Genomic DNA, 19,088 nt, shown 5'->3' on the forward strand with positions numbered 1-19,088 from the left:
CGTATGTCCTTCCCCGCTGAACCCCAGAGCATCTCACCCTGGCCCGCCCCGCGGGTTACTGCCCCGCTGGACGCCGACATCCGGATCCCCGGTTCCAAGTCACTGACCAACAGGTACCTGGTCCTGGCCGCTTTGGCTGATGGCCCCAGCCGCCTGCGGGCGCCCCTGCACTCACGCGACACCGAGCTGATGGTCCGGTCCCTGCGGGCGTTGGGGGCCACCGTGACGGAAGTCGACGGCGACGGTGCCTTCGGGCCGGACCTTGAGGTCCGCCCGATGGAGCCGGGAGCCGCGGCCGAGGCTGAGATTGACTGCGGTTTAGCGGGGACGGTGATGCGCTTCGTGCCGCCGCTGGCGGCTTTGAAAAAGGGCAGCACCGCCTTTGACGGCGACCCGCACGCACGCATCCGTCCGATGTCAGCGGCGATCGATGCCCTGCGCGGACTCGGCGTGGACGTGCACGACGACGGTGCGGGTTCCCTGCCGTTCACCGTGAGCGGCACCGGGGAGGTGGCCGGCGGGCGGTTGGAAATCGACGCCGGTGCCTCCTCCCAATTCGTATCAGCGCTGCTGCTGGCGGGCGCGCGGTTCCGGGACGGACTGCACCTGGTCCATTCCGGGGTTGCCGTTCCGAGCCGGGACCACATCGCCATGACTGTTCAGGCCCTGCGCGGGGTCGGCGTCGTCGTCGATGATTCCGTTCCCAACGAGTGGAAGGTGTCCCCCGGGCCCATCCGCGCCTTCGACATCACCATCGAACCGGACCTCTCCAACGCCGGGCCGTTCCTGGCCGCCGCCCTGGTGGCCGGCGGCACCGTCCGCATGGCCGGCTGGCCGGAACACACCTCCCAGGTGGGAGACCGGTGGCGGCAGATCCTGCCGCAGCTCGGCGGCACCGCCGCCCTTTCCGGCGGCACCCTGACCGTCACCGGTACCGGACACATCACCGGCGCAGAGCTGGCAGACACCAGCGAACTCGCCCCGACTGTCGCCGCCCTGTGCGCCCTGGCAGACTCTCCCTCGCGGCTGACCGGCATCGCGCACCTGCGCGGCCACGAAACAGACCGGCTCGCAGCCCTGGCGACGGAAATCAACCGGTTGGGCGGCGACGTGCAGGAAACCGAAGACGGCCTGTCCATCCGCCCGGCAGCGCTGCACGGCGGCCTCTTTGAAACCTACGCGGACCACCGCATGGCCACCGCCGGCGCCCTGATCGGACTGGCCGTCCCCGGTGTCCTCGTCCAGGACATCGACACCACCGCCAAGACACTGCCCGAATTCCCGCAGCTGTGGCAGCAACTCACCGCTACGGTCACCGAAGGAACCCGCTGATGCCCCGCTCCACCGGAAGCTGGGATGAATCCGACGTCCGGATCCGCCCCAACAAAAAAGGCTCCCGACCCCGCACCAAGGACCGTCCCGCCTACGACGAGGCCGTCACCGGACGCATCATTACCGTTGACCGCGGCCGGTATACCGCCGTCGTCGACGAAGACACCCCCACCGAGCGCATCGTCACCGCAGCCCGGGCCCGTGAACTGCGGCGGAACCCGGTGGTCGCAGGCGACCTCGTCTCGCTGGTCGGCGATGTGTCCGGCGGACCCGACACCCTCGCCCGCCTGGTCCGGATCCAGAACCGCCGCACCCTGCTGCGGCGCAGCGCCGATGACACGGATCCGGTGGAACGCGCCGTCGTCGCCAACGCCGACCAGCTTGTGATCGTGGTGGCGGCCGCGAATCCCGAGCCCCGCACCGGTTTCATTGACCGCGCCCTGGTCGCAGCGTACGACGCCGGGATCTCTCCCCTGCTCTGTATCACCAAGGCAGATATCAAGGATCCGGCCGACCTGCTGGCGAACTATGAGCATCTGGATCTGGACGTCATCATTTCCCGCACCGCGTCCGACGACGCCTCCGGCATTGATGCGCGCTCGGACGACGGGCTGTCCGCGAGGCTGCAGGGCTCCGCAGTCGAGCAGCTGCACAGCCATCTGGAGGGCAAGGTATCGGTCCTGGTGGGCCACTCCGGCGTGGGCAAATCCACCCTGGTCAACGCGCTGACCGGTTCCGACCGCGCCACCGGCGGCGTCAACGCCGTCACCGGCCGCGGCCGGCACACCTCGTCCTCGGCCCTGGCGCTGAAGGTCCTGGACGCACCCGCCGGCAGCTGGATCATCGATACCCCCGGTATCAGGTCCTTCGGCCTCGCCCATGTGGACCCCGACCGCATCCTGCAGGCGTTCCCTGATCTTGCCCCGGGAACCGACACCTGTGAACGCGGCTGCCGCCATGACGACCAGGCGCGGGACTGCGGACTGGATCCGTGGGTGGCCTCGGGCCAGGCAGGCGCCGCCGGTCCGGCGCGGCTGGCCTCGCTGCGCCGGCTGCTCAGCTCCGGCACCAGGACCGAAAACCGTGCCTCAGCCAAGGAACTGGGTCTCCAATGAGGCCCGCTGCACAGGCTCCGGCATCCCAACGCTTCGGCGGAACCGCGCCACAGCCAGCCCGGCGCGGTGTCATCCCGGGCAACGACCGCCGAATAAGGATAAGTTGAACAGTATGCCGTTCGCTCAGAACTACAACGATGACCTGCGCCTCGCCCACGTGATGGCCGATTCCGTCGACGACCAGACCATGTCCCGCTTCAAGGCCCTGGACCTCAAGGTGGAAACGAAGCCGGACCTGACTCCCGTCACTGACGCGGACAAGGCAGCGGAGGACGCGATCCGCGGGCAGCTTTCCCGTGCCCGGCCACGCGACGCCGTCCTCGGCGAGGAGTTCGGCTCCACCGGCTCCGGCCCGCGCCGCTGGGTCATCGACCCCATTGACGGCACCAAGAACTTCATCCGCGGCGTCCCCGTCTGGGCCACCCTGATCTCCCTGGTCGACGACGGCGTCCCCGTCCTGGGCGTGGTCAGCGCACCGGCCCTGGGCAAGCGCTGGTGGGCCGCCACCGGCACCGGCGCCTACATGGGCCGCTCCCTGGCCTCCGCCACCCGGCTGCGGGTCTCCAACGTCTCCAACCTTGCGGACGCCTCGCTGTCCTACTCCAGTCTGGGCGGCTGGAAGGAACGCGGAAACTTTGACGAGTTCATCGGCCTGACCGAGTCGGTGTGGCGCACCCGCGCCTTCGGCGATTTCTGGTCCTACTGCATGGTCGCCGAAGGGGCCGTGGACATCGCCTGCGAGCCGGAGCTGAACCTCTACGACATGGCTGCCCTCGTGCCGATCATCACCGAAGCCGGCGGCCGGTTCACCTCGCTGGAAGGCGAGGACGGTCCGTTCGGCGGCAACGCCCTGGTGACCAACGGTGCCTTGCACAGCGAAGTGCTCCACCGGCTGAATCCGGGCCTGGACGACCTGCTCTGAGCATGACAGCTACATCGGCCGGTCCGCGGCTCCAAGCGCTGCGCCGGAAGGAACTGGCACGCAGCTACGAGGACGGCGGAGAGCACTACGACCGCATCCGGCCCGGCTATCCCGCCGATGCCGTGCACTGGTTGTTCGAGGGCATAACCGGACCGGCTGCGGTGGCCGGCGCGCAGGTGGCCGACGTCGGCGCTGGCACCGGAAAGTACACCCGCCTCCTGGTCGCGGCCGGCTACCGGACCACCGCCGTCGACCCCTCCGCCGACATGCTCGGCCAACTCCGGCAGGGCCTGCCGGACGTTCCGGTCATGGTGGGCACCGCGGAGGCGACCGGACTGCCCACGGCCTCCATGGACGCCGTGACCGTAGCGCAGGCCTGGCACTGGTGCGATCCGATCGCCGCCAGCACCGAACTGGCGCGCGTCCTGCGGCCCGGAGGCATCCTGGGGCTTGTCTGGAACCAGCTCGACGTCAGCGTCCCCTGGGTGCACCGCTATTCCCGCATCATCCATGCCGGCGACGTGCTGCGTCCGGGATTCCGGCCCGTGGTCGGCCCTGAATTCCTCCCCCAGGCCTCCCACACAAGTTCATGGACGCAACAGATGACCCCGGAAGACCTGATGGAGCTGGCCAAGTCCCGCTCCTACTATCTTTCCGCCAACGAGGTGACGCGTGCCAAGGTCCTGGCGAACCTCACCTGGTACCTCTTCGATCATCTGGGCTACCAGCCCGGGCAGCCGCTGGATCTGCCGTACCTGACCCTGTCGTGGCGGGTGGTGCCCTCCGCCGCCGTCCCGCCCCTGGACCATGGCTGAGCGACCGGGGACGCTGCCTGCCCCTCTGCCCCGGCTCGATTGGCCGGTGTGGGCTGCCGTTGCGGCCGGCGCCTTCGCCGGCGGCCTTGCCCGGTACGGGCTGTTGCAGCGCTTCCCGCCGGACCCGGCCGCCCTGGACTGGACCACACTGGGGATCAACGCAGGCGCCAGCCTGACTCTGGGTTTCCTCACCTCCTGGTGGGTGACCCGTCCGATGGTCCCGTTCTGGCTGAAGGCGGGAATGGGCCCCGGGTTCCTGGGGTCCTTCAGCACTTTTTCGGCCGTTGCGCTCTCCCTCGAAGTTCCGCTCGCGGCCGGCCGGCACGATTTATGGATCGGCTACCTCGTGCTGACGCTGGCGGGCGGCTTCGGCGCGGCGGCCATCGGTCTCTGGCTGGGCGGACGGGCCGGAGCGGCGACCCGGGGCCGGCAAACGGGTGACGGATCATGACGGCGCTTTGGGTGGGCGCCGCCTCGGTACTCGGTGCCCTGGCCAGATTTGCCCTCGACGCCTGGTTCACGCGTAGGCGCCGCCCAACCGGGGTTTCGTTTCCGGTCGCCACCTTGGTCGTTAATGTGGCCGGCTCATTGTTAATCGGCTGGTGTTACGGGCTGCTGGACGGTGGTGCCCTCGGTGCCCGCGCTTATCCGGTCGCTGCCGCCGGCCTGGCCGGCGGGCTCACCACCTTCAGCTCCTTCAGCGTCGCCAGCCTGACCTTGTTCCTGGATGGTCGCCGATGGGCGGCGGCAGTCAATGTCACCGCCAACCTGGCCCTTGGCGTGGCCGCTGCCGCCCTCGGCCGGCTGCTCGCCGCCTGAGCCGGTCAGCCACCCCCGGGCGCGTCCCTGCCCGTCCCTGTCCCCGGGCGGGTGTCACCTGTAGTCTGATTTTCCGGCGCCCGAGGGGCCCAAACCGTCCAAACATGCTCTCTGCTGCTGCGAACAGGGGTACCACATGGTCACGTTCGGCATCGAAGAAGAATTCCTGCTCATGGATCCGGGCAGCTCGATGCCCAGCGCCCGGGCCGCAGAGCTGGTTGCCAGCCTCACCCCCCAGGACGGCAGCAGTTACACCAGCACCGCCGAGCTGCTGGCCTCTCAGGTGGAGAGCTCCACCCCTATCTGCACTGAGCCGGAGGAAGCGCTTGCCTCCCTGCTCGATTTTCGGGGCCGTCTGGCCCAGGCCGCTGCAGATGCCGGGCTTGCCGCTGCGCCCACCGGCGCAGCACCGCTCATCGACCCCGGCCCGGCCCTCGTGTCCGCCACCGAACGGTACCGGAGCATGGGTGAGATGACCGGGGCGGTAGCCGAGGAGCACTATGTGAACGGGACCCATGTCCACGTGGCCGTCCCCGATAGGGACAGCGGCGTCCAGGTGCTCAACCAGATCCGGCCGTGGCTGGCCACGCTCGGAGCAATCAGCACCAATTCCCCCTACTGGCATGGCCGGGACAGCATGTTCGCCAGCTGGCGGATCATCCATTACCGGCGCTGGTCGGTTCAGGGCTGCCCGCCGTTCTTCCAGGATGCCGCCGACTACGATGCCAGGCTTGCCCGGCTCATCGCCACCGACGTGGTCCTGGATTCGGGCCATGTGGGTTGGATAGCCCGGCTCTCCGACACCTTCCCGACAGTGGAGGTCCGCGTCGCCGATACCCAGCTGGAGGCCCGCGACGCCGTCCTGCTGGCGCTGGTGACCCGCGGGCTGGTGACGACGGCGCTGGCGGAGGACGGATCGGGCATCGAGGGCAGCCCGGATGCCCTCTCTGATCCGGAAATCCTGGACGCCGGCCTCTGGCAGGCTGCCCGGTTCGGGCTGGGCGGAAAGCTGCTGGACCACGGCCCGGCCGGCGGGCATCTCGGCCGCTCCGCTGCCGACCAGGTGGGGGCCCTGCTCGCGTACATCCGCCCGGCCCTGGAGGAATCCGGAGACTATGGCTATGTCCGTGCCGGCCTCGCCCATATGTTTGACAACGGCAGCGGCGCGCAGCGCCAGCGGGCAGCAGTCAGGCAGGGAGGGTTTGCCGCCCTGGGACCGTTGTTCGCGCAGGCATTGACGGCCCAGTGACGCTGATCGGACGGCGTTGCAGCGGCCCTATCGTCTGGGAAGGGTTGCCGGGGCTAGCGTCCGGCTGCCCGACGGCCGGTCGGACGGCTGCCGGTCGAGCTGATGGCGGCTCCGGCGGCAGGATGCCCTGAGGCCAGGTCCCAGACCAGGTTGGCCGCGGCGGCAGCAGCCAGGATCAGTGCGGCCGGCAGGAGCCCGCTGAATGTCAGGGCTGCGGCTCCGGCCAGGAAGGCGCAGGCCGCCACAACCGGCAGCAGGGGCCAGGGCAGCCGCAGCTTCGCCCGTGGGGCCATGAAAAAGCTCCAGAGCCCAACGGTTACGGCCAGCGCAGCGATGGCTGCCAGGGCCCCGTGACCGGGGAAGGCTGCAATCGCCGAATAGGCGACGGCAAACAGGAGGGCCGTTTCCAGGCCGAAAGCCAGGATCTGGCGGACAGCTGCCGGACCCCGCCGGCCACCAACGGCAGCCTTCTCTTCGTCAGGGCCTGCTTGCGTCTTCTGCTCTGTCACAGAGACAACTTTAGCCCCAGCGATTCGAAAGCCTGCTACCCGTTTTCATAGGTTGAGATATCCATGATCCGCGCCTCCCACGGGCGCAGTTGATGGGGGTTGCCCGGGTCGGTGTAGTTGCCGAGGATCAGGTCACCGGAGCCCAGGTTCGAGGGCAGCATCAGCGGATCGGCTGACACATTACAGGTCACCAGGAACTGCTGGTCACCGCGGCTGCGCCGGAACGCATACAGGACCGGGTGGCCCGGATCGAGCAGGTGGAAATCGCCCAGGGCCACCACCGGGGACTCATGCCGGAGCCTGATCAGTCGCTGGTAGTAGCGGTAAATCGAGCGGTCCGAGGCCAGATCCGCCTCCGCGTTGATGGCGGGGTAATTCGCGTTCACCGGAATCCAGGGTGTTCCGGAAGTAAATCCTGCATGGCGTTGCCCGCTCCACTGCATCGGGGTGCGGGCGTTGTCACGGCTCATGGCGCCGAGAGCGCGCAACGCTGCCTTGGCTCCGGTTCCGCGGCGGAGTGCCTCGGCATAATAGTTCAGCGATTCGACGTCGCGGTACTCATCAATGGAGGTGAACCCGGCGTTGGTCATGCCGAGCTCTTCGCCTTGGTAGACATAGGGCGTGCCCCGGTGCAGGTGCAGGAGAGTGGCCCACAGCGTCGCCGACTCGTAGCGGTAAACGCCGTCGTCGCCGAACCGGGACAGGTGCCGCGGCTGGTCGTGGTTGCCCAGATACAGGCTGTTCCATCCGGTTTCCGCCAGGCCGCGCTGCCACCGGTTGAAGCTGGTCTTGAGGTCGCGCAGGTCCAGGTCCCGGTAGTCCCATTTGTTGCCCGGGCGCTGGTCCAGGTTGACGTGTTCAAACTGGAACACCATGTCCAGCTCGCCCCGGTGCGGATCGGTGAACAGCAGGGCCTGGTCCACGGTGGCGCCCGGGGTCTCCCCCACGTTGAGGTAGTCGCCGTCGCGGCCGGCAAAGACCGCGCGCCGCATCTCCTGCAGGAACTCGTGGATCCGCGGCCCGGATGTGAAATGCGGGGACCCGTCGCCCCAGACCCCTCCGGGTTCCACCACGCCGTCGGGCAGGGCAGGATCCTTGGAAATGAAATTGATGACGTCCATCCGGAATCCATCCACGCCCCGGTCAAGCCACCAGTTCATCATGGTGTGGACCCGGGCGCGTACCCGCGGATTCTCCCAGTTCAGGTCCGGCTGCTGGGGTGTGAAGAGGTGCAGATAGTACTGCTCGGTCACCGGATCGTAAGTCCAGGCGGAGCCGCCGAAGTGCGAGCCCCAGTTGTTCGGCTCGGCCCCCGGTTCCCCCGGCTCAAACCCGGGGCGGGGATCACGCCACCAATAGGAATCCCGCTCGGCGTTGTCCCGCGTGGCCGCCGATTCCCGGAATGCCTCATGTTCGCTGGAGGTATGGTTTACCACCAGGTCCATAATGAGCTTCATGCCCCGGGCGTGGATGCCGTCGAGCAGATCGTCGAAGTCCTCCTCGGAGCCAAAGAGTGTATCGATCTTGCGGTAATTGCTGATGTCATAGCCATTGTCGAATTGCGGCGACTGGTGGACCGGGGACAGCCAGATGACGTCCACGCCCAGCTCGGCGAGATAGTCCAGCTTGCCGGTGATCCCCGCCAGGTCGCCTGTACCGCTGCCGGTGCTGTCGGCAAAGCTGCGGGGATAGATCTGGTAGGCGACGGCGTTTGTCCACCAGGCCGGCCGGTCGGGATCGCTCATGCGGTGCCTCTCATGTGGCTCATTCAGCGGGCGGATGCGGGCATTCTACGTCGGCGGGCGCCCCACTGACAGGGCGCCGGCTTGCAGGCGGGCAGTACCACACCGGAACCCCCGGTTTCATTGCCAGCAGGTTGCCGCCGTCGTTATCGTGAACGCTACTTCCCTCCGGTGGTGCCTCCGCGGAGGCTTCCGAATTCCAATCGTTTGGAGCAAACATGGCAACGTTGACCGTATGGAAATTCTCTGATTCAGGTGCTGCGGAGCAGGCAACCGAGACCCTCTCGTCCCTGCAGTCGCAGGGACTCATTAATGTGCAGGATTCAGCCGTTGTCACCTGGCCCCAGGACAAGAAAAAGCCCCGGACCATCCAGGAACACCATCTGGTCGGCGCCGGAGCCCTGGGCGGCGGGTTCTGGGGACTGTTGTTTGGCCTGATCTTCTTTGTGCCGCTCATCGGCCTCGTGGTGGGCGCCGCAGTTGGCGCACTCTCGGCCTCCATGGTGGATGTGGGGATCGACGACGGTTTCATCAAGCAGGTCCGCGCCGAAGTCACCCCGGGCACCTCTGCCCTGTTTGTCCTGACCTCCGATGCTGTGGAGGACCGTGTGCTGGATGCCTTCCGGAGCAGCTACCCCGACGCCAAACTGATCTACACGAATCTCTCCAAGGACCAGGAGGCAAAGCTGCGCCAGGCGTTCGCCGACTAAGGCTACGCAGGCCCAAGGCCCGGTCCGTGTCCCGTATCGTTGATGGGGATGATTACCAGACGCCAGGCCGCACTTGCCCTAGACATTCCCCTTGAAATGGCTACCCGCCACGGAATTCCCGCCCGCCTCTCCGAGGAGGAGCTGGAAGATCTGAAGGCCAACCCGCCGAAGTGGCTCGCCCAGTCCCGGGCCAACCGCACCGGCAAACGGCCGGTATGGGTGGAGCTGGAGTGTACCGTCTGCGGCTACCGTGAAACCGCCCGGCCGAAGAAGTGGTGGCCGGAGTTCGCCTTCCTGGCGTGCGCCGACCACGCCAGCAGCGACCTGCCGCCGCTGGAGGCCGGCAGGGTCCGGGGAGAATACGACGGCATAGGAACCCGGTTTATCGGCTACGTGGATGTTCCCGTCTCCGAAGCTCCGGCGCCCGGAACAGGGCAGGACAACTAGCCGCAGGACAACTAAAAAGCCAGGCACGCTCCCCCAATCCGGGGCAGCGTGCCTGGCTTTTTGTCCTGCCGGTGCCTGCTTCCTGCCGGCGCCTGTCCGGCTTGGTGAAAAGGCTAGCTCTCGGGCACGGCCAGCCCGGTGCGGGCCATGGCGTCCTTGTAGGCAATCCTCATGGTGGCCAGGCCGTCTTCCTGCCGCTCGGCCGTGGCGCCGAATGCCCGGCCGTCCACGGACCGGGCCTTGTAGATCTTGAAGCTGCGGCGGTAGATCATCCGGTTCTCGGTCTTGAGGAAGGCTGCGCAGAGCCGCTGGGCCTCGGTCCCGTGGGCAACGATCGCCGAGGCGCGGGGTACCAGGGCCAGGAAACGCAGCAGGGGCTTGAGGCCTTCCTGGATCTGCTCCTTGGTCAGCTTTCCGTTGGGCTCTCCGGGAACGAACCAGGGGTAGGTGTTCCAGGGCATCACGTATTCCGGGCGAAGGCCCACCTGCCAGTGAACGCCGAGCAGGCGGGCGATGGCGTCGTCGTCGCCTGCCGTAATGAAGCCGGACTTGTGGGCGGTGCCGATATTGGAGAACAGGCTCACAATGCGGGTGTCTCCCACGTCGTGCATCGGATCGACGTAGGGCACCTCGGTGCCGGGCTTCAGCGCCTTGAGCGAATCACACAGCTGATTGACTTCAGCCACATTTTCGTCGTAGCGGCGGTTCCAGAGTTCTTCGGATTGTGTTCCATGGTCCAGGCTTTGCATAAAGTGGTGCGTCTCCTACAGGGGTCTCATCGACCGGTTATAGCTCAGGTGCCCGGACGGAGCGCGTTCGGGCGGATGCTGCCGAACCGCACGCCGATACGCGGCGGCATTTCTCGGACCCGCCGAGGCGGAAGACCGGTGGCCCTGCCTTGCGGACAGGTTTCCGGCTTCCGCCAGTCTACCAATTCCTGCACTCACTCCTCTGCCCGCCGGCGGACCCGGGGCCAAAAACCGTTAACGTGTGACCAACAACTCGCACAGCGGCCCGCAACCGGTCCGGAAAACAAAAAAGCAGGGAAGGTGCCTGATGGCACCTTCCCTGCTTTGAGTTGGTGGAGATGGGGGGAATTGAACCCCCGTCCGATGTCGTGTTGTCAGGGCTTCTCCGGGCGCAGTCTGCGGTGGATTTTCTCGGCCCCAGCTGTCATGCAGACAAGCAGCTGATCCGGGCCCAGCCGTTTAAGAGTCCCGAACACGCCAACGGCGAGCATGTTCAGCAGTGGCCCTCTAAATGACGCCAGGATCCGGGACGAGAGCATTCCCGGGCTGACGGACTATGCCCGCTGCTTAGGCAGCGAGAGCGAAGTCAGTGCGCTTTGAATCGGCACTTATTGTTTTGCAAGGAGCGTTTACGAGATAACCCTGCATCCTCGGCCCGCTTCACCTGTCTCGACTAACACCGTCGAAACCTGTCATCCCCGTATGGAATTACCAACTGTTCAATCACTTACTGCACCGATCCTCAGACCGGTGGATTAAGTGTAGCCCATGTTCCCCGGCAAGGGTGGGCCCGGCGTCGGAACCAGCCCGCCTTCGGTACCGGCCGCCTTCAGCAATGCTCAGGCGCCGCGGTTTTTCTCGCGCATATCGCGCAGGGCTTCCCGGTTGTCCTGCTTCTCGCGCAGGGTCTGGCGCTTGTCATAGTCACGCTTGCCTCGGGCGACGGCGATCTCCACCTTGGCGCGCCCGTCCAGGAAGTACAGCTGGAGGGGAACGATGGTGAACCCGGTTTCCCGGGTCTTCTGCATGATCTTGTCCAGCTGCTCGCGGTGCAGCAGGAGCTTGCGGCGGCGGCGTGCGGAGTGGTTGGTCCAACTGCCGTTGAGGTATTCCGGAATGTAGCAGGCCTCTAGCCAGAGTTCATCGTTGTAGAAGGTACCGAACCCGTCCACCAGGGAGGCCCGTCCCTCACGCAGCGACTTGACCTCTGTTCCCATCAAGACCATGCCGGCTTCATAGGTGTCGAGGATTTCGTAGTTGTGCCGGGCCTTGCGGTTGGTGGCCACAACCTTACGGCCACTTTCTCTGGGCACGGGGCAACTCCTTTTCGACGAACGGAAAACTCTATTGTAGGCCTACAGCAGGCCCATCGGATTAACCGCGGCGCCGTTCAGGATGGTCTCGAAGTGCAGGTGGCAGCCCGTCGAGTTGCCGGTGGTCCCCACGTAGCCGATCAGCTGTCCGGCGTTTACGTACTGGCCCTGCGAGACGACGTAGCTGGTCAGATGGTAGTAGTTCGTGGCCAGCGCGCTCCTGCCGATCACTCCGTGATCCAAGACCACGTAGTTGCCGGCGCCGATCATCTCGCTCTGGTTGGATGCGGGGATCGCCTTCCACACGTTGCCGCCAGCAGGTGCATAGACGGGGGTGCCGCATTGGGCCGCGAAGTCGACGCCGGAGTGCAGGTACCCGCCGTTGCCGTAAAAGTCGATGGTCCCGGCGGGCACGCCGCGCCAGCCGAACCCGGAGGATATCGGTGCATTGACCGGCATGCGCAGACCGAAGGCGGACGGGTTGGTGGGGGTGGTGGAAGGAACCTGCGGTGCCGGCGCGGGCCGGTTGGCACGGGCCGCCTCCGCCGCGGCCTGACGGTTGGCCTCGGCAACGCGGGCTTCCTCTTCCTTCCGGGCCTTTTCCAGCTGCTCACGCTGGCGCTCGGCGATGTCGGCATTTGCCTTGGCCTTCGCCGTCTCCAGCGAAGCCAACTGCGCTTGAACGATCGGTTTCCGGGCCTCCAGGGCAGCGTTCGCTGCTGCCGTCTGCTCAATCAGGGTGTCAACCTTGGCCTTCTCGGCTGCTGCGGCGTCGCGGGCTTCCTGCTCGACCTTAAGCGCAGCCTCGGCCTGAACCTTCAGGCTCGAGATCTCTTCCTCGACCGCTGCCAGGCGCGCTTCCGAGTTCAGGTTGGTGGCGCTTTGCTCTGAGAGCTTCTGCATTGCGGCGTTCTGGCTGCGCATTACCTGTTCGGCCAGACCCATCGAATCGGTCAGGCTTTCCGCGCCCTCGGCTCCGAGGATCAGCGAGAAACTGGAGGGGACCCCGCCGCTCTTGTAAGCCTGGGCGGCAATCTGCCCGATGACATCCTGAGTATCGTCCATGGCCTCTTGGTCCGAGGCGATCTGGGACGTGATCGTGTTGCGGGTTTCCTGGGCGAGGGCAACCCGGTCGGTCAGTGCGCCGACCTTTCCGGCCGCCGTCGAAACGCGGCCTTCAGCGTCCGTAAGGCTCTGCTGGGCGCCGGGCAGCTGCTGCTGGTAAACCGCCAGCTCCGCGACCTTGCGGCTGGTCTCGGCGTCAAGGTACTCGTACGTTTCCTGGGTTTTCTGCTGCTCCGCCTCGATGGCCGCCTTGCGGTCGTCTAGCTCGTCGGCAGTTGCCGTGCCGCTAAACGCCAGTGTCAGGGCAAGCATGGCGGAAGCAACCACGCCGACGGTGGTTTTGCGCAGGGCAGGCTTCGCGGCCGGCCGCGAAGCCGCGCTAACCATTGGTGGAACCGTCCATGGAGTTTGTCCGCTTTCTCTTCAGAGTGCGCATCACTCTAAACCTTTAAGTATCGTCGAAGCGTCAGCAGCGAGGATACGCCTGCCAGGAGCGCCCCGACTATGAGTAGGACCGGGCTGAGCACCAGCACCTGCTGCGCCGAGATGAACGCAGTGGCCGGATAGGCCTTGGCCAGGGCACCGATAAAGAAGTGTGCCACTGCCCACAGCGTACCTGAAGCCAGGACGGCACCAATGAGGGCGGCGATGACGCCTTCGAGGATAAACGGCAGCTGGATGACGACCTTTGACGCTCCAACCAGCCGCATGATGCCGGTTTCCCGGCGGCGGCTGAAGGCCGAGAGCCGGATCGTCGTGGCGATGAGCAGGATCGCGCACACCAGCATCACCCCGGCGATGAACAGCGCGATCAGCGATGCCATGTTCATGAAGGAAAAGACCTTCTCCAGCAGTTCACGCTGGTCGCTGACGGTTTCCACGCCGGGCATCGACGAAAACGCCTCGTTGATGACCTCGTACTTTTCCGGGTCCACGAGGGACACCCGGAACGACTCCGGCAGCTGGTCGGCGGTGACCGAGTCCACCAGCGGCGAGTTGGCGAACTGGTCCCGGAAATGGTTCAGCGCCGTCTCCTGGTCCTCATAGTCCACAGAGGCGACGTATTGGGAAAAGGCGGGGGAAGCGAGCTGCTCTTCGATGGCGGTGCGCTGCTCGTCAGTCACCGGGCCGGAGGCGCAGGACGGCGTGGTGGAGGAATCAACGCACAGGAAGACCGCCACCTGCACCTTGTCGTACCAGTACCCCTTCATCTGGCCGATCTGCAGCTGCAGGAGGCCTGCCGCACCTACGAAAGTGAGCGACACAAATGTCACCAGGATGACCGAGACCACCATGGACAGGTTGCGCCGGATGCCTGATCCGATTTCGCCGAGGACAAATGCGAGCCTCATTCGGCGGCCTCCGTTCCTGCTGCGCCGTTTGCACCCGGGGTGGCCGGAGCACCGGAAGCCTGCGGGCCGCCGTCGTGCTTGCGGACACCGCCCTGCAGAATGATCGACTCCGGCAGAATGATGGCTCCCTGCTGGGTCTGGGGGGCACCCAGATAGATGCCCTCCCGCTCGTCGCGCACGATCTTTCCGTGGTGCAGCTCCACCACGCGCTTGCGCATGGCGTTCACGATGTCGTCGTCATGGGTGGCCATGACTACGGTGGTGCCGTTCTGGTTGATGCGGTCCAGGACCTTCATGATGCCCAGCGAAGTAGTGGGGTCAAGGTTTCCGGTGGGCTCATCGGCGAGCAGGATTCCCGGCTTGTTGACGATGGCGCGGGCAATGGCCACGCGCTGTTGCTCACCACCGGAGAGCTCGTGGGGCAGGCGGTTGTCCTTGCCTTCCAGGCCGACGGTCTTCAGGACCTCGGGCACGGAATCGCGGATTACCGCGCGGCTGCGGCCGATCACCTGCATCGCAAAGGCCACGTTGGCGAACACTGTCTTGTTCGGCAGCAGCCGGAAGTCCTGGAAGACGACGCCGATTCCGCGGCGCAGGCGCGGCACGCGCCAGCTGGGAATCTTTGCGACGTTGGAACCGGCAACGTAGACGGTCCCGCGGGACGCGTGCTCCTCCTTGAGGATCAGCCGGATGAAGGTGGACTTCCCGGAGCCGGAGGCCCCGACCAGGAACACGAACTCGCCGCGGTCCACCTCGAGGTTCACGGAGTTCAGGGCAGGCCTGGAATTGCGGTCATAGACCTTGGTGACGTTATCGAAAGTGATCATGTCTGCTTAGCGCCCATCAGTGCGGCCGGAAGACGGGCCTTGGTTTGGGGTAAGGGCGCCGGCTGTTCGACTATATCGACGGTTCCACCTGTCCGGGCAGATTACCGGCGGTGTGTCGCCGTTGCAGTGCGTTTGACTGGTTGCTTCAGGCCCGCCGCGCGGCAACGGCAGGGCTGCAACGGCTACTTACGCGCCGACACACTGCCGTTGGCACGCCAGCGGATGCCGGCGTCGATGAAGTCGTCGATCTCGCCGTCGAACACTGCCGAGGTGTTGCCCACTTCGTGTTCCGTGCGCAGGTCCTTGACCATCTGGTACGGGTTCAGGACATAGGACCGCATCTGGTCCCCCCAGGAGGCCTTCACATCTCCGGCGAACGCCTTCTTCTCGGCGTCCTCCTGTTCCTTTTTCAGCAGCAGCAGGCGGGACTGCAGCACGCGCATGGCAGCGGCACGGTTTTGCAGCTGCGACTTTTCGTTCTGCATGGACACCACGGTCCCGGTGGGGAGGTGGGTCAGGCGCACCGCGGAGTCGGTGGTGTTCACCGACTGGCCGCCGGGGCCTGAGGAACGGAAGACATCGACCCGGATCTCGTTGTCGGGGATGTCGATGTGGTCGGTCGGCTCGATCAGCGGAATGACCTCGACGGCAGCGAAGGACGTCTGGCGGCGGCCCTGGTTGTCGAACGGGCTGATCCGGACCAGCCGGTGGGTGCCGGCCTCCACGACCAGGGTGCCAAAGGCGTAGGGTGCCTTGACTTCGAAGGTCGCCGATTTCAGGCCGGCCTCTTCGGCGTAGGAGGTGTCCAGGACCGTGGTCGGGTAGCCGTGGCGTTCGGCCCAGCGCAGGTACATGCGCAGCAGCATCTCGGCGAAGTCCGCCGCGTCCACTCCCCCGGCTCCGGACCGGATGGTGACGACGGCTTCACGCTCGTCGTACTCGCCGGAGAGCAGGGTCACCACTTCGAGCTGGGAGAGCGACTTGCGCAGGGACTCCAGCTCGGTGACGGCTTCGGCCCTGGTTTCGGCGTCGGACTCGTCCCGGGCGAGCTCCACCATGACCTCGAGGTCGTCGATGCGGGATTCCAGCTTCTGGAGCCGCTCCAGCGCGGTCTGCCGGTGCGAGAGCTTGGACGTGATCTTCTGCGCTTCAGCGGGGTCGTCCCAGAGATCGGGGACGCCCGCCATTTCGCTCAGCTCTTCGATGTCCTCTTTGATGGCAGCCACATCGGAGACGTCTTCGATGGATGCAAAGGTGGACCTGAGGGCGCGGATCTCCGCGGGAAAATCGATTTCAGCCATGGTATTTACAGCCTACGCCATGAGCCCGGGCCCCTGCTGTCCGCCGTCCGTTGGGTGCGGCCAACGGACGGATATCTGCCCGGACACACCACGGCCGGAGGTTTGCTAGGTGGCCCGCTGGCGGACGTAGATTGGTTCTGTCAGCATCTGCAGAAGGAGCCGAATGTGAGCAACCCGAACGCCGAATCAGCGCAGACCCCGATCCGCCACCCCGAGTCCGGACGCCGCTACTCCCTGGAGGAGCTGGAGGCACTTGCTGGCGAAGGAGACCCCTGGGCGTTGGGGAAGCTGGATGAGTGGGAGCTGCACTTTGCCAACGAGTACAGCATCAGCCACAAGGACCGGTGCCCCGACCCGGGCTGTGACCAGTACGGCGAGCCGGTGACACTTTGCTACTCCGAGAACGGTGAACTTCTCGACGTTGACCACGGCGGCTGGGGACACCCACCTGCGATCGAACAGGCCAAGGCTTCCTAGCCCGCCTGCCCTATTGGCTCAGCGGGCCTATTGGCTTAGGCGGGCCCGGGCCTCGCTGACGGCCATGATCGGAATCCCGTCCGGCACCAGGAAGTTCACCAGCGGCGGATGCACCACCCCGGTCAGCACGACTTTGGCCGTGCGGCCGTCCGAAGTTCCGGTTTCCCGGTCCACTCCGAGACCGGGCAGCCTTGCCGCCGCGTTCGTGTCCGCCAGGTACCGGTTCACCTCCGCCTGGACTGCTGCTGGGGAGAGCACGGCGGCCGGGACGCCGGCTGACCCTGATCCCTGCCCCAAAGAGAAGGTATCCGCGGCGGCGATCGCCGCGCCGTCGGCCGCCGAGAGCAGCTTCTTATGCCCCAGGTACAGGGCAGATGCGCCCATGACCACAGTCAGAACCAGCAGGCTCACCAGGAGATAGCCGATAATCAGTACCCCGATCTGCCCCTCGTCGCCGCTGGCGCTGGTGCGGATTCGGGAACTGATCGGTTGTCCGGCAGAAGCGTGTCGCCGGTGCCACCGGCGTTGGAGCGCCCTCACCCGTACCGCTCCACCATCTGGGTGGCGGCGGAGTCCACCGTGACCGGAGCGAACTCCATGCCGGGGATTCCGGGTGCCAGCGGCAGGGGTACATCGAAGCGGACCTCCGCCGTCACCGTGGAACCGGGCGTCAGGCACTGGGCCGAGCAGGCGATTTCCAGCAGCATTGCCTCGGGTTCGAAACCGAAGTCGGTGAAGGCCAACTCGGCCGCTGCCCGGGCCTGCTGCTCCGCGCGTACCGGGTCGCCCGCGGCAACATAGACCTTCGCTGCCGACTCGGCCGCGCCGACGGCGGCGAAGGAGGCGCCCTGGACCTGGCCCGCCGTCACGATGAGGTAGATGACAGGCACCAGGAGCAGCAGTCCCAGGAAAATGAACTCCACAACGGCGCTGCCTTCCTCGGCGTCGCACTCCTCAGCCGCCGGCAGCGGCGTCGACGCCCAAGTACCCATGGCCTGTTCACCTCCAAACCGCCGCTGGGCCAGACGCTGCTGAGACAAAACCAGGGTGAAGGCCGCCAGTATTGACGACATCAAAGTGCCTGCTGTGCCTACGGTCGGTCAACCGAGTTCTTCCTCAGAAGTATGAACACGCCTGCTATAACGAAGATTCCTCCCAGGATAAACAGCATTGTCGTTCCTATCGCCAGTCCGGTTGTTGCCAGGCTGGCCTCAATACCACTGGCAATCAGATCAGTTGCGTATTCGTACACTTTCTACCCCCTCCGCTTTGTATTGCGCGGCCCACAGGTCACGATCTTTGTGGGTGATCTTCTTGCGGATGACTTCTCCCCAAGACGCAATAATCCATCCACCGCGTATCCAGGCCAGGAACTCCGTAGGGATTATGGTCACGGCCATAAAGATGTCCCACTTGTCCTTGAACGGGATACGAACGGCAGTCTTGAGGTTAATCGCCATGAACAAGAAGGGCACGAGTAGTCCCCACCACACTATTGTCAGGGTGTCTAGGTATAACGCCAGGGTTATCACCGTGACCCACAGCATCCGGATGACCGGTCCGATCAGATTCAGTATCTGGCTTCCCCAGTCCCTGATGGTCAGGCGGTTAACTCCGAAGCGGAGCAGATCCTGGCATGTACCTGCCTGCCACTTCATGCGCTGTCCCCAGAGAGACTTCATGTTCTTCATCCCGTCCGTGTACGCCCGGACTGTACGGGATACATATGTCCTGTACCCGGCTTCCCGCAGGCGGTAGGTCAGCTCGAAGTCTTCCACGGCGCTTTCGTACGACCACGGTCCTTCCCGGTCATCCCGGTCGGCAATCTCCCTCAGTGCAAAACCGGAGAATGCAGACCCGGCACCTGCCAGGACGTTGGTCCACCCATGATTCAACCCCTGTTGGATGTTGTATGCATATTCGGATTTCTGCATCCTGCACCAATAACCTGGCTGCTGGATGGTAAATTTGGAAGTCGATCCTCCGAAGAGACGCTTTTGTGACTCCTTCTCCCAGTCTTCGATGGCATTGGGAGCAAGCACAGTGTCTGCGTCCATGGAAACCACAAGATCGGCGTGTCGGGCATAGATATTCCACCCCCGATTCATGGCCTCCGACTTGCGGTGTTTTAGGCGCGGCAGTTCCATTACTATTACCGGATACTTCCTTGCCACCACCGCCGTCCGATCCGTGCATCCATTTGCGATAATGACGATCTGGTCCGCCTTACGGGTCTGCGCGAGAAGGGACTCGATGGTTTCCCCTATAGTGTGTTCCTCATTGTGTGCCGGTACTAATACAGTGATATTCATTTTTACCTCCTTCCTGTTCGAGCTTGATTGTT

The 19,088-nt window shown here is 65.3% G+C and carries 21 protein-coding genes and 1 other RNA gene; 10 read left to right on the forward strand and 12 right to left on the reverse strand.

Features of this window, described 5'->3' with window-relative positions; translation table 11 throughout:
* Window positions 1–3 precede the first annotated feature (3 nt).
* The 7 genes from aroA to KKR91_RS12230 all read left to right on the forward strand — a co-directional run bounded on the left by aroA (window position 4) and on the right by KKR91_RS12230 (window position 6,252).
* Complete coding sequence (gene aroA / locus KKR91_RS12200) at window positions 4–1,332, forward strand: 3-phosphoshikimate 1-carboxyvinyltransferase (RefSeq protein ID WP_210231279.1); 1,329 nt, start codon at window positions 4–6, stop codon at window positions 1,330–1,332.
* A complete protein-coding gene (rsgA, locus tag KKR91_RS12205; protein ID WP_210231278.1) occupies window positions 1,332–2,447 on the forward strand; it encodes a ribosome small subunit-dependent GTPase A in 1,116 nt (371 codons plus the stop codon). Before aroA ends, rsgA begins: the two co-directional genes overlap by 1 nt.
* 112 nt (window positions 2,448–2,559) lie before the next feature.
* Window positions 2,560–3,369 carry a histidinol-phosphatase gene (gene hisN / locus KKR91_RS12210; protein WP_210231277.1) on the forward strand — a complete coding sequence of 270 codons (810 nt, stop codon included), beginning with the start codon at window positions 2,560–2,562 and terminating at the stop codon, window positions 3,367–3,369.
* 2 nt (window positions 3,370–3,371) lie between these two features.
* Complete coding sequence (locus KKR91_RS12215; protein ID WP_210231276.1) at window positions 3,372–4,184, forward strand: class I SAM-dependent methyltransferase; 813 nt, start codon at window positions 3,372–3,374, stop codon at window positions 4,182–4,184.
* Complete coding sequence (locus tag KKR91_RS12220) at window positions 4,177–4,635, forward strand: fluoride efflux transporter FluC (protein WP_210231275.1); 459 nt, start codon at window positions 4,177–4,179, stop codon at window positions 4,633–4,635. The genes KKR91_RS12215 and KKR91_RS12220 overlap by 8 nt, the downstream gene beginning before the upstream one ends.
* A complete protein-coding gene (locus KKR91_RS12225; protein WP_210231274.1) occupies window positions 4,632–5,003 on the forward strand; it encodes a fluoride efflux transporter FluC in 372 nt (123 codons plus the stop codon). The genes KKR91_RS12220 and KKR91_RS12225 overlap by 4 nt, the downstream gene beginning before the upstream one ends.
* A gap of 136 nt (window positions 5,004–5,139) precedes the next feature.
* The gene (locus KKR91_RS12230; RefSeq protein WP_210231273.1) at window positions 5,140–6,252 is read left to right on the forward strand and encodes a carboxylate-amine ligase; all 1,113 of its coding nucleotides are present in this window, start codon (window positions 5,140–5,142) and stop codon (window positions 6,250–6,252) included.
* Between the two features lie 53 nt (window positions 6,253–6,305).
* On the opposite strand, the gene KKR91_RS12235 is transcribed toward KKR91_RS12230, so the two are convergent.
* Window positions 6,306–6,761, reverse strand: coding sequence for a DUF2568 domain-containing protein (locus tag KKR91_RS12235; protein WP_210231272.1), 456 nt, complete (start codon window positions 6,759–6,761; stop codon window positions 6,306–6,308).
* Between the two features lie 35 nt (window positions 6,762–6,796).
* The gene (locus tag KKR91_RS12240; RefSeq protein ID WP_210231271.1) at window positions 6,797–8,506 is read right to left on the reverse strand and encodes a glycoside hydrolase family 13 protein; all 1,710 of its coding nucleotides are present in this window, start codon (window positions 8,504–8,506) and stop codon (window positions 6,797–6,799) included.
* A 215-nt stretch (window positions 8,507–8,721) separates the two neighbouring features.
* On the opposite strand from KKR91_RS12240, the gene KKR91_RS12245 reads away from it, so the two are divergent.
* Both KKR91_RS12245 and KKR91_RS12250 read left to right on the forward strand, forming a co-directional pair.
* The gene (locus KKR91_RS12245) at window positions 8,722–9,213 is read left to right on the forward strand and encodes a DUF1269 domain-containing protein (protein ID WP_210231270.1); all 492 of its coding nucleotides are present in this window, start codon (window positions 8,722–8,724) and stop codon (window positions 9,211–9,213) included.
* A 48-nt stretch (window positions 9,214–9,261) separates the two neighbouring features.
* Window positions 9,262–9,660: a hypothetical protein gene (locus KKR91_RS12250; RefSeq protein ID WP_210231269.1), complete on the forward strand. Its 399-nt coding sequence runs from the start codon at window positions 9,262–9,264 to the stop codon at window positions 9,658–9,660.
* A gap of 113 nt (window positions 9,661–9,773) precedes the next feature.
* Here KKR91_RS12250 and KKR91_RS12255 read toward each other — a convergent pair whose 3' ends face one another.
* From KKR91_RS12255 to prfB, 7 genes are all read right to left on the reverse strand, one after another.
* Window positions 9,774–10,409 (reverse strand): uracil-DNA glycosylase family protein, encoded by a 636-nt coding sequence (locus KKR91_RS12255; RefSeq protein ID WP_210231268.1) that lies wholly within the window; start codon window positions 10,407–10,409, stop codon window positions 9,774–9,776.
* A 330-nt stretch (window positions 10,410–10,739) separates the two neighbouring features.
* Window positions 10,740–11,109: a transfer-messenger RNA gene (gene ssrA, locus KKR91_RS12260) on the reverse strand.
* A gap of 139 nt (window positions 11,110–11,248) precedes the next feature.
* Window positions 11,249–11,722, reverse strand: a complete 474-nt coding sequence (gene smpB, locus KKR91_RS12265) for an SsrA-binding protein SmpB (RefSeq protein WP_210231267.1) — start codon at window positions 11,720–11,722, stop codon at window positions 11,249–11,251.
* A 42-nt stretch (window positions 11,723–11,764) separates the two neighbouring features.
* Window positions 11,765–13,174 (reverse strand): M23 family metallopeptidase, encoded by a 1,410-nt coding sequence (locus KKR91_RS12270; RefSeq protein ID WP_210231266.1) that lies wholly within the window; start codon window positions 13,172–13,174, stop codon window positions 11,765–11,767.
* A 53-nt stretch (window positions 13,175–13,227) separates the two neighbouring features.
* Entirely contained in the window at window positions 13,228–14,139 is a 912-nt protein-coding gene (gene ftsX / locus KKR91_RS12275) for a permease-like cell division protein FtsX (RefSeq protein ID WP_210231265.1), read from the reverse strand.
* Window positions 14,136–14,966 carry a cell division ATP-binding protein FtsE gene (gene ftsE / locus KKR91_RS12280; RefSeq protein WP_210231264.1) on the reverse strand — a complete coding sequence of 277 codons (831 nt, stop codon included), beginning with the start codon at window positions 14,964–14,966 and terminating at the stop codon, window positions 14,136–14,138. Before ftsE ends, ftsX begins: the two co-directional genes overlap by 4 nt.
* 182 nt (window positions 14,967–15,148) lie before the next feature.
* Entirely contained in the window at window positions 15,149–16,267 is a 1,119-nt protein-coding gene (gene prfB / locus KKR91_RS12285) for a peptide chain release factor 2 (RefSeq protein ID WP_210231263.1), read from the reverse strand.
* Between the two features lie 165 nt (window positions 16,268–16,432).
* Between prfB and KKR91_RS12290 the strand changes: the two genes are divergently transcribed.
* Window positions 16,433–16,744, forward strand: a complete 312-nt coding sequence (locus KKR91_RS12290; protein WP_210231262.1) for a hypothetical protein — start codon at window positions 16,433–16,435, stop codon at window positions 16,742–16,744.
* Between the two features lie 27 nt (window positions 16,745–16,771).
* Here KKR91_RS12290 and KKR91_RS12295 read toward each other — a convergent pair whose 3' ends face one another.
* From KKR91_RS12295 to KKR91_RS12305, 3 genes are all read right to left on the reverse strand, one after another.
* Entirely contained in the window at window positions 16,772–17,284 is a 513-nt protein-coding gene (locus tag KKR91_RS12295; protein ID WP_337925338.1) for a pilus assembly protein TadG-related protein, read from the reverse strand.
* Window positions 17,281–17,817, reverse strand: a complete 537-nt coding sequence (locus KKR91_RS12300) for a hypothetical protein (RefSeq protein ID WP_237687366.1) — start codon at window positions 17,815–17,817, stop codon at window positions 17,281–17,283. The genes KKR91_RS12295 and KKR91_RS12300 overlap by 4 nt, the downstream gene beginning before the upstream one ends.
* Window positions 17,818–17,976: 159 nt before the next feature.
* Window positions 17,977–19,056, reverse strand: coding sequence for a glycosyltransferase family 2 protein (locus KKR91_RS12305; protein WP_210231261.1), 1,080 nt, complete (start codon window positions 19,054–19,056; stop codon window positions 17,977–17,979).
* Window positions 19,057–19,088 lie beyond the last annotated feature (32 nt).

Source organism: Arthrobacter jiangjiafuii, assembly GCF_018622995.1.
Classification (GTDB): Bacteria; Actinomycetota; Actinomycetes; order Actinomycetales; family Micrococcaceae; genus Arthrobacter_B; species Arthrobacter_B jiangjiafuii.

What these genes read in the sequence shown, in the direction of transcription:
- KKR91_RS12250 (WP_210231269.1), top strand. Translation starts at nt 9,262, where the DNA reads ATGATTACCAGACGCCAGGCCGCACTTGCCCTAGACATTCCCCTTGAA.
- KKR91_RS12300 (WP_237687366.1), bottom strand. Translation starts at nt 17,817, where the DNA reads ATGTCGTCAATACTGGCGGCCTTCACCCTGGTTTTGTCTCAGCAGCGT.
- KKR91_RS12230 (WP_210231273.1), top strand. Translation starts at nt 5,140, where the DNA reads ATGGTCACGTTCGGCATCGAAGAAGAATTCCTGCTCATGGATCCGGGC.
- rsgA (WP_210231278.1), top strand. Translation starts at nt 1,332, where the DNA reads ATGCCCCGCTCCACCGGAAGCTGGGATGAATCCGACGTCCGGATCCGC.
- prfB (WP_210231263.1), bottom strand. Translation starts at nt 16,267, where the DNA reads ATGGCTGAAATCGATTTTCCCGCGGAGATCCGCGCCCTCAGGTCCACC.
- KKR91_RS12220 (WP_210231275.1), top strand. Translation starts at nt 4,177, where the DNA reads ATGGCTGAGCGACCGGGGACGCTGCCTGCCCCTCTGCCCCGGCTCGAT.
- aroA (WP_210231279.1), top strand. Translation starts at nt 4, where the DNA reads ATGTCCTTCCCCGCTGAACCCCAGAGCATCTCACCCTGGCCCGCCCCG.
- KKR91_RS12245 (WP_210231270.1), top strand. Translation starts at nt 8,722, where the DNA reads ATGGCAACGTTGACCGTATGGAAATTCTCTGATTCAGGTGCTGCGGAG.
- hisN (WP_210231277.1), top strand. Translation starts at nt 2,560, where the DNA reads ATGCCGTTCGCTCAGAACTACAACGATGACCTGCGCCTCGCCCACGTG.
- KKR91_RS12270 (WP_210231266.1), bottom strand. Translation starts at nt 13,174, where the DNA reads ATGGTTAGCGCGGCTTCGCGGCCGGCCGCGAAGCCTGCCCTGCGCAAA.
- KKR91_RS12255 (WP_210231268.1), bottom strand. Translation starts at nt 10,409, where the DNA reads ATGCAAAGCCTGGACCATGGAACACAATCCGAAGAACTCTGGAACCGC.
- ftsX (WP_210231265.1), bottom strand. Translation starts at nt 14,139, where the DNA reads ATGAGGCTCGCATTTGTCCTCGGCGAAATCGGATCAGGCATCCGGCGC.
- ftsE (WP_210231264.1), bottom strand. Translation starts at nt 14,966, where the DNA reads ATGATCACTTTCGATAACGTCACCAAGGTCTATGACCGCAATTCCAGG.
- KKR91_RS12305 (WP_210231261.1), bottom strand. Translation starts at nt 19,056, where the DNA reads ATGAATATCACTGTATTAGTACCGGCACACAATGAGGAACACACTATA.
- KKR91_RS12240 (WP_210231271.1), bottom strand. Translation starts at nt 8,506, where the DNA reads ATGAGCGATCCCGACCGGCCGGCCTGGTGGACAAACGCCGTCGCCTAC.
- KKR91_RS12225 (WP_210231274.1), top strand. Translation starts at nt 4,632, where the DNA reads ATGACGGCGCTTTGGGTGGGCGCCGCCTCGGTACTCGGTGCCCTGGCC.
- KKR91_RS12215 (WP_210231276.1), top strand. Translation starts at nt 3,372, where the DNA reads ATGACAGCTACATCGGCCGGTCCGCGGCTCCAAGCGCTGCGCCGGAAG.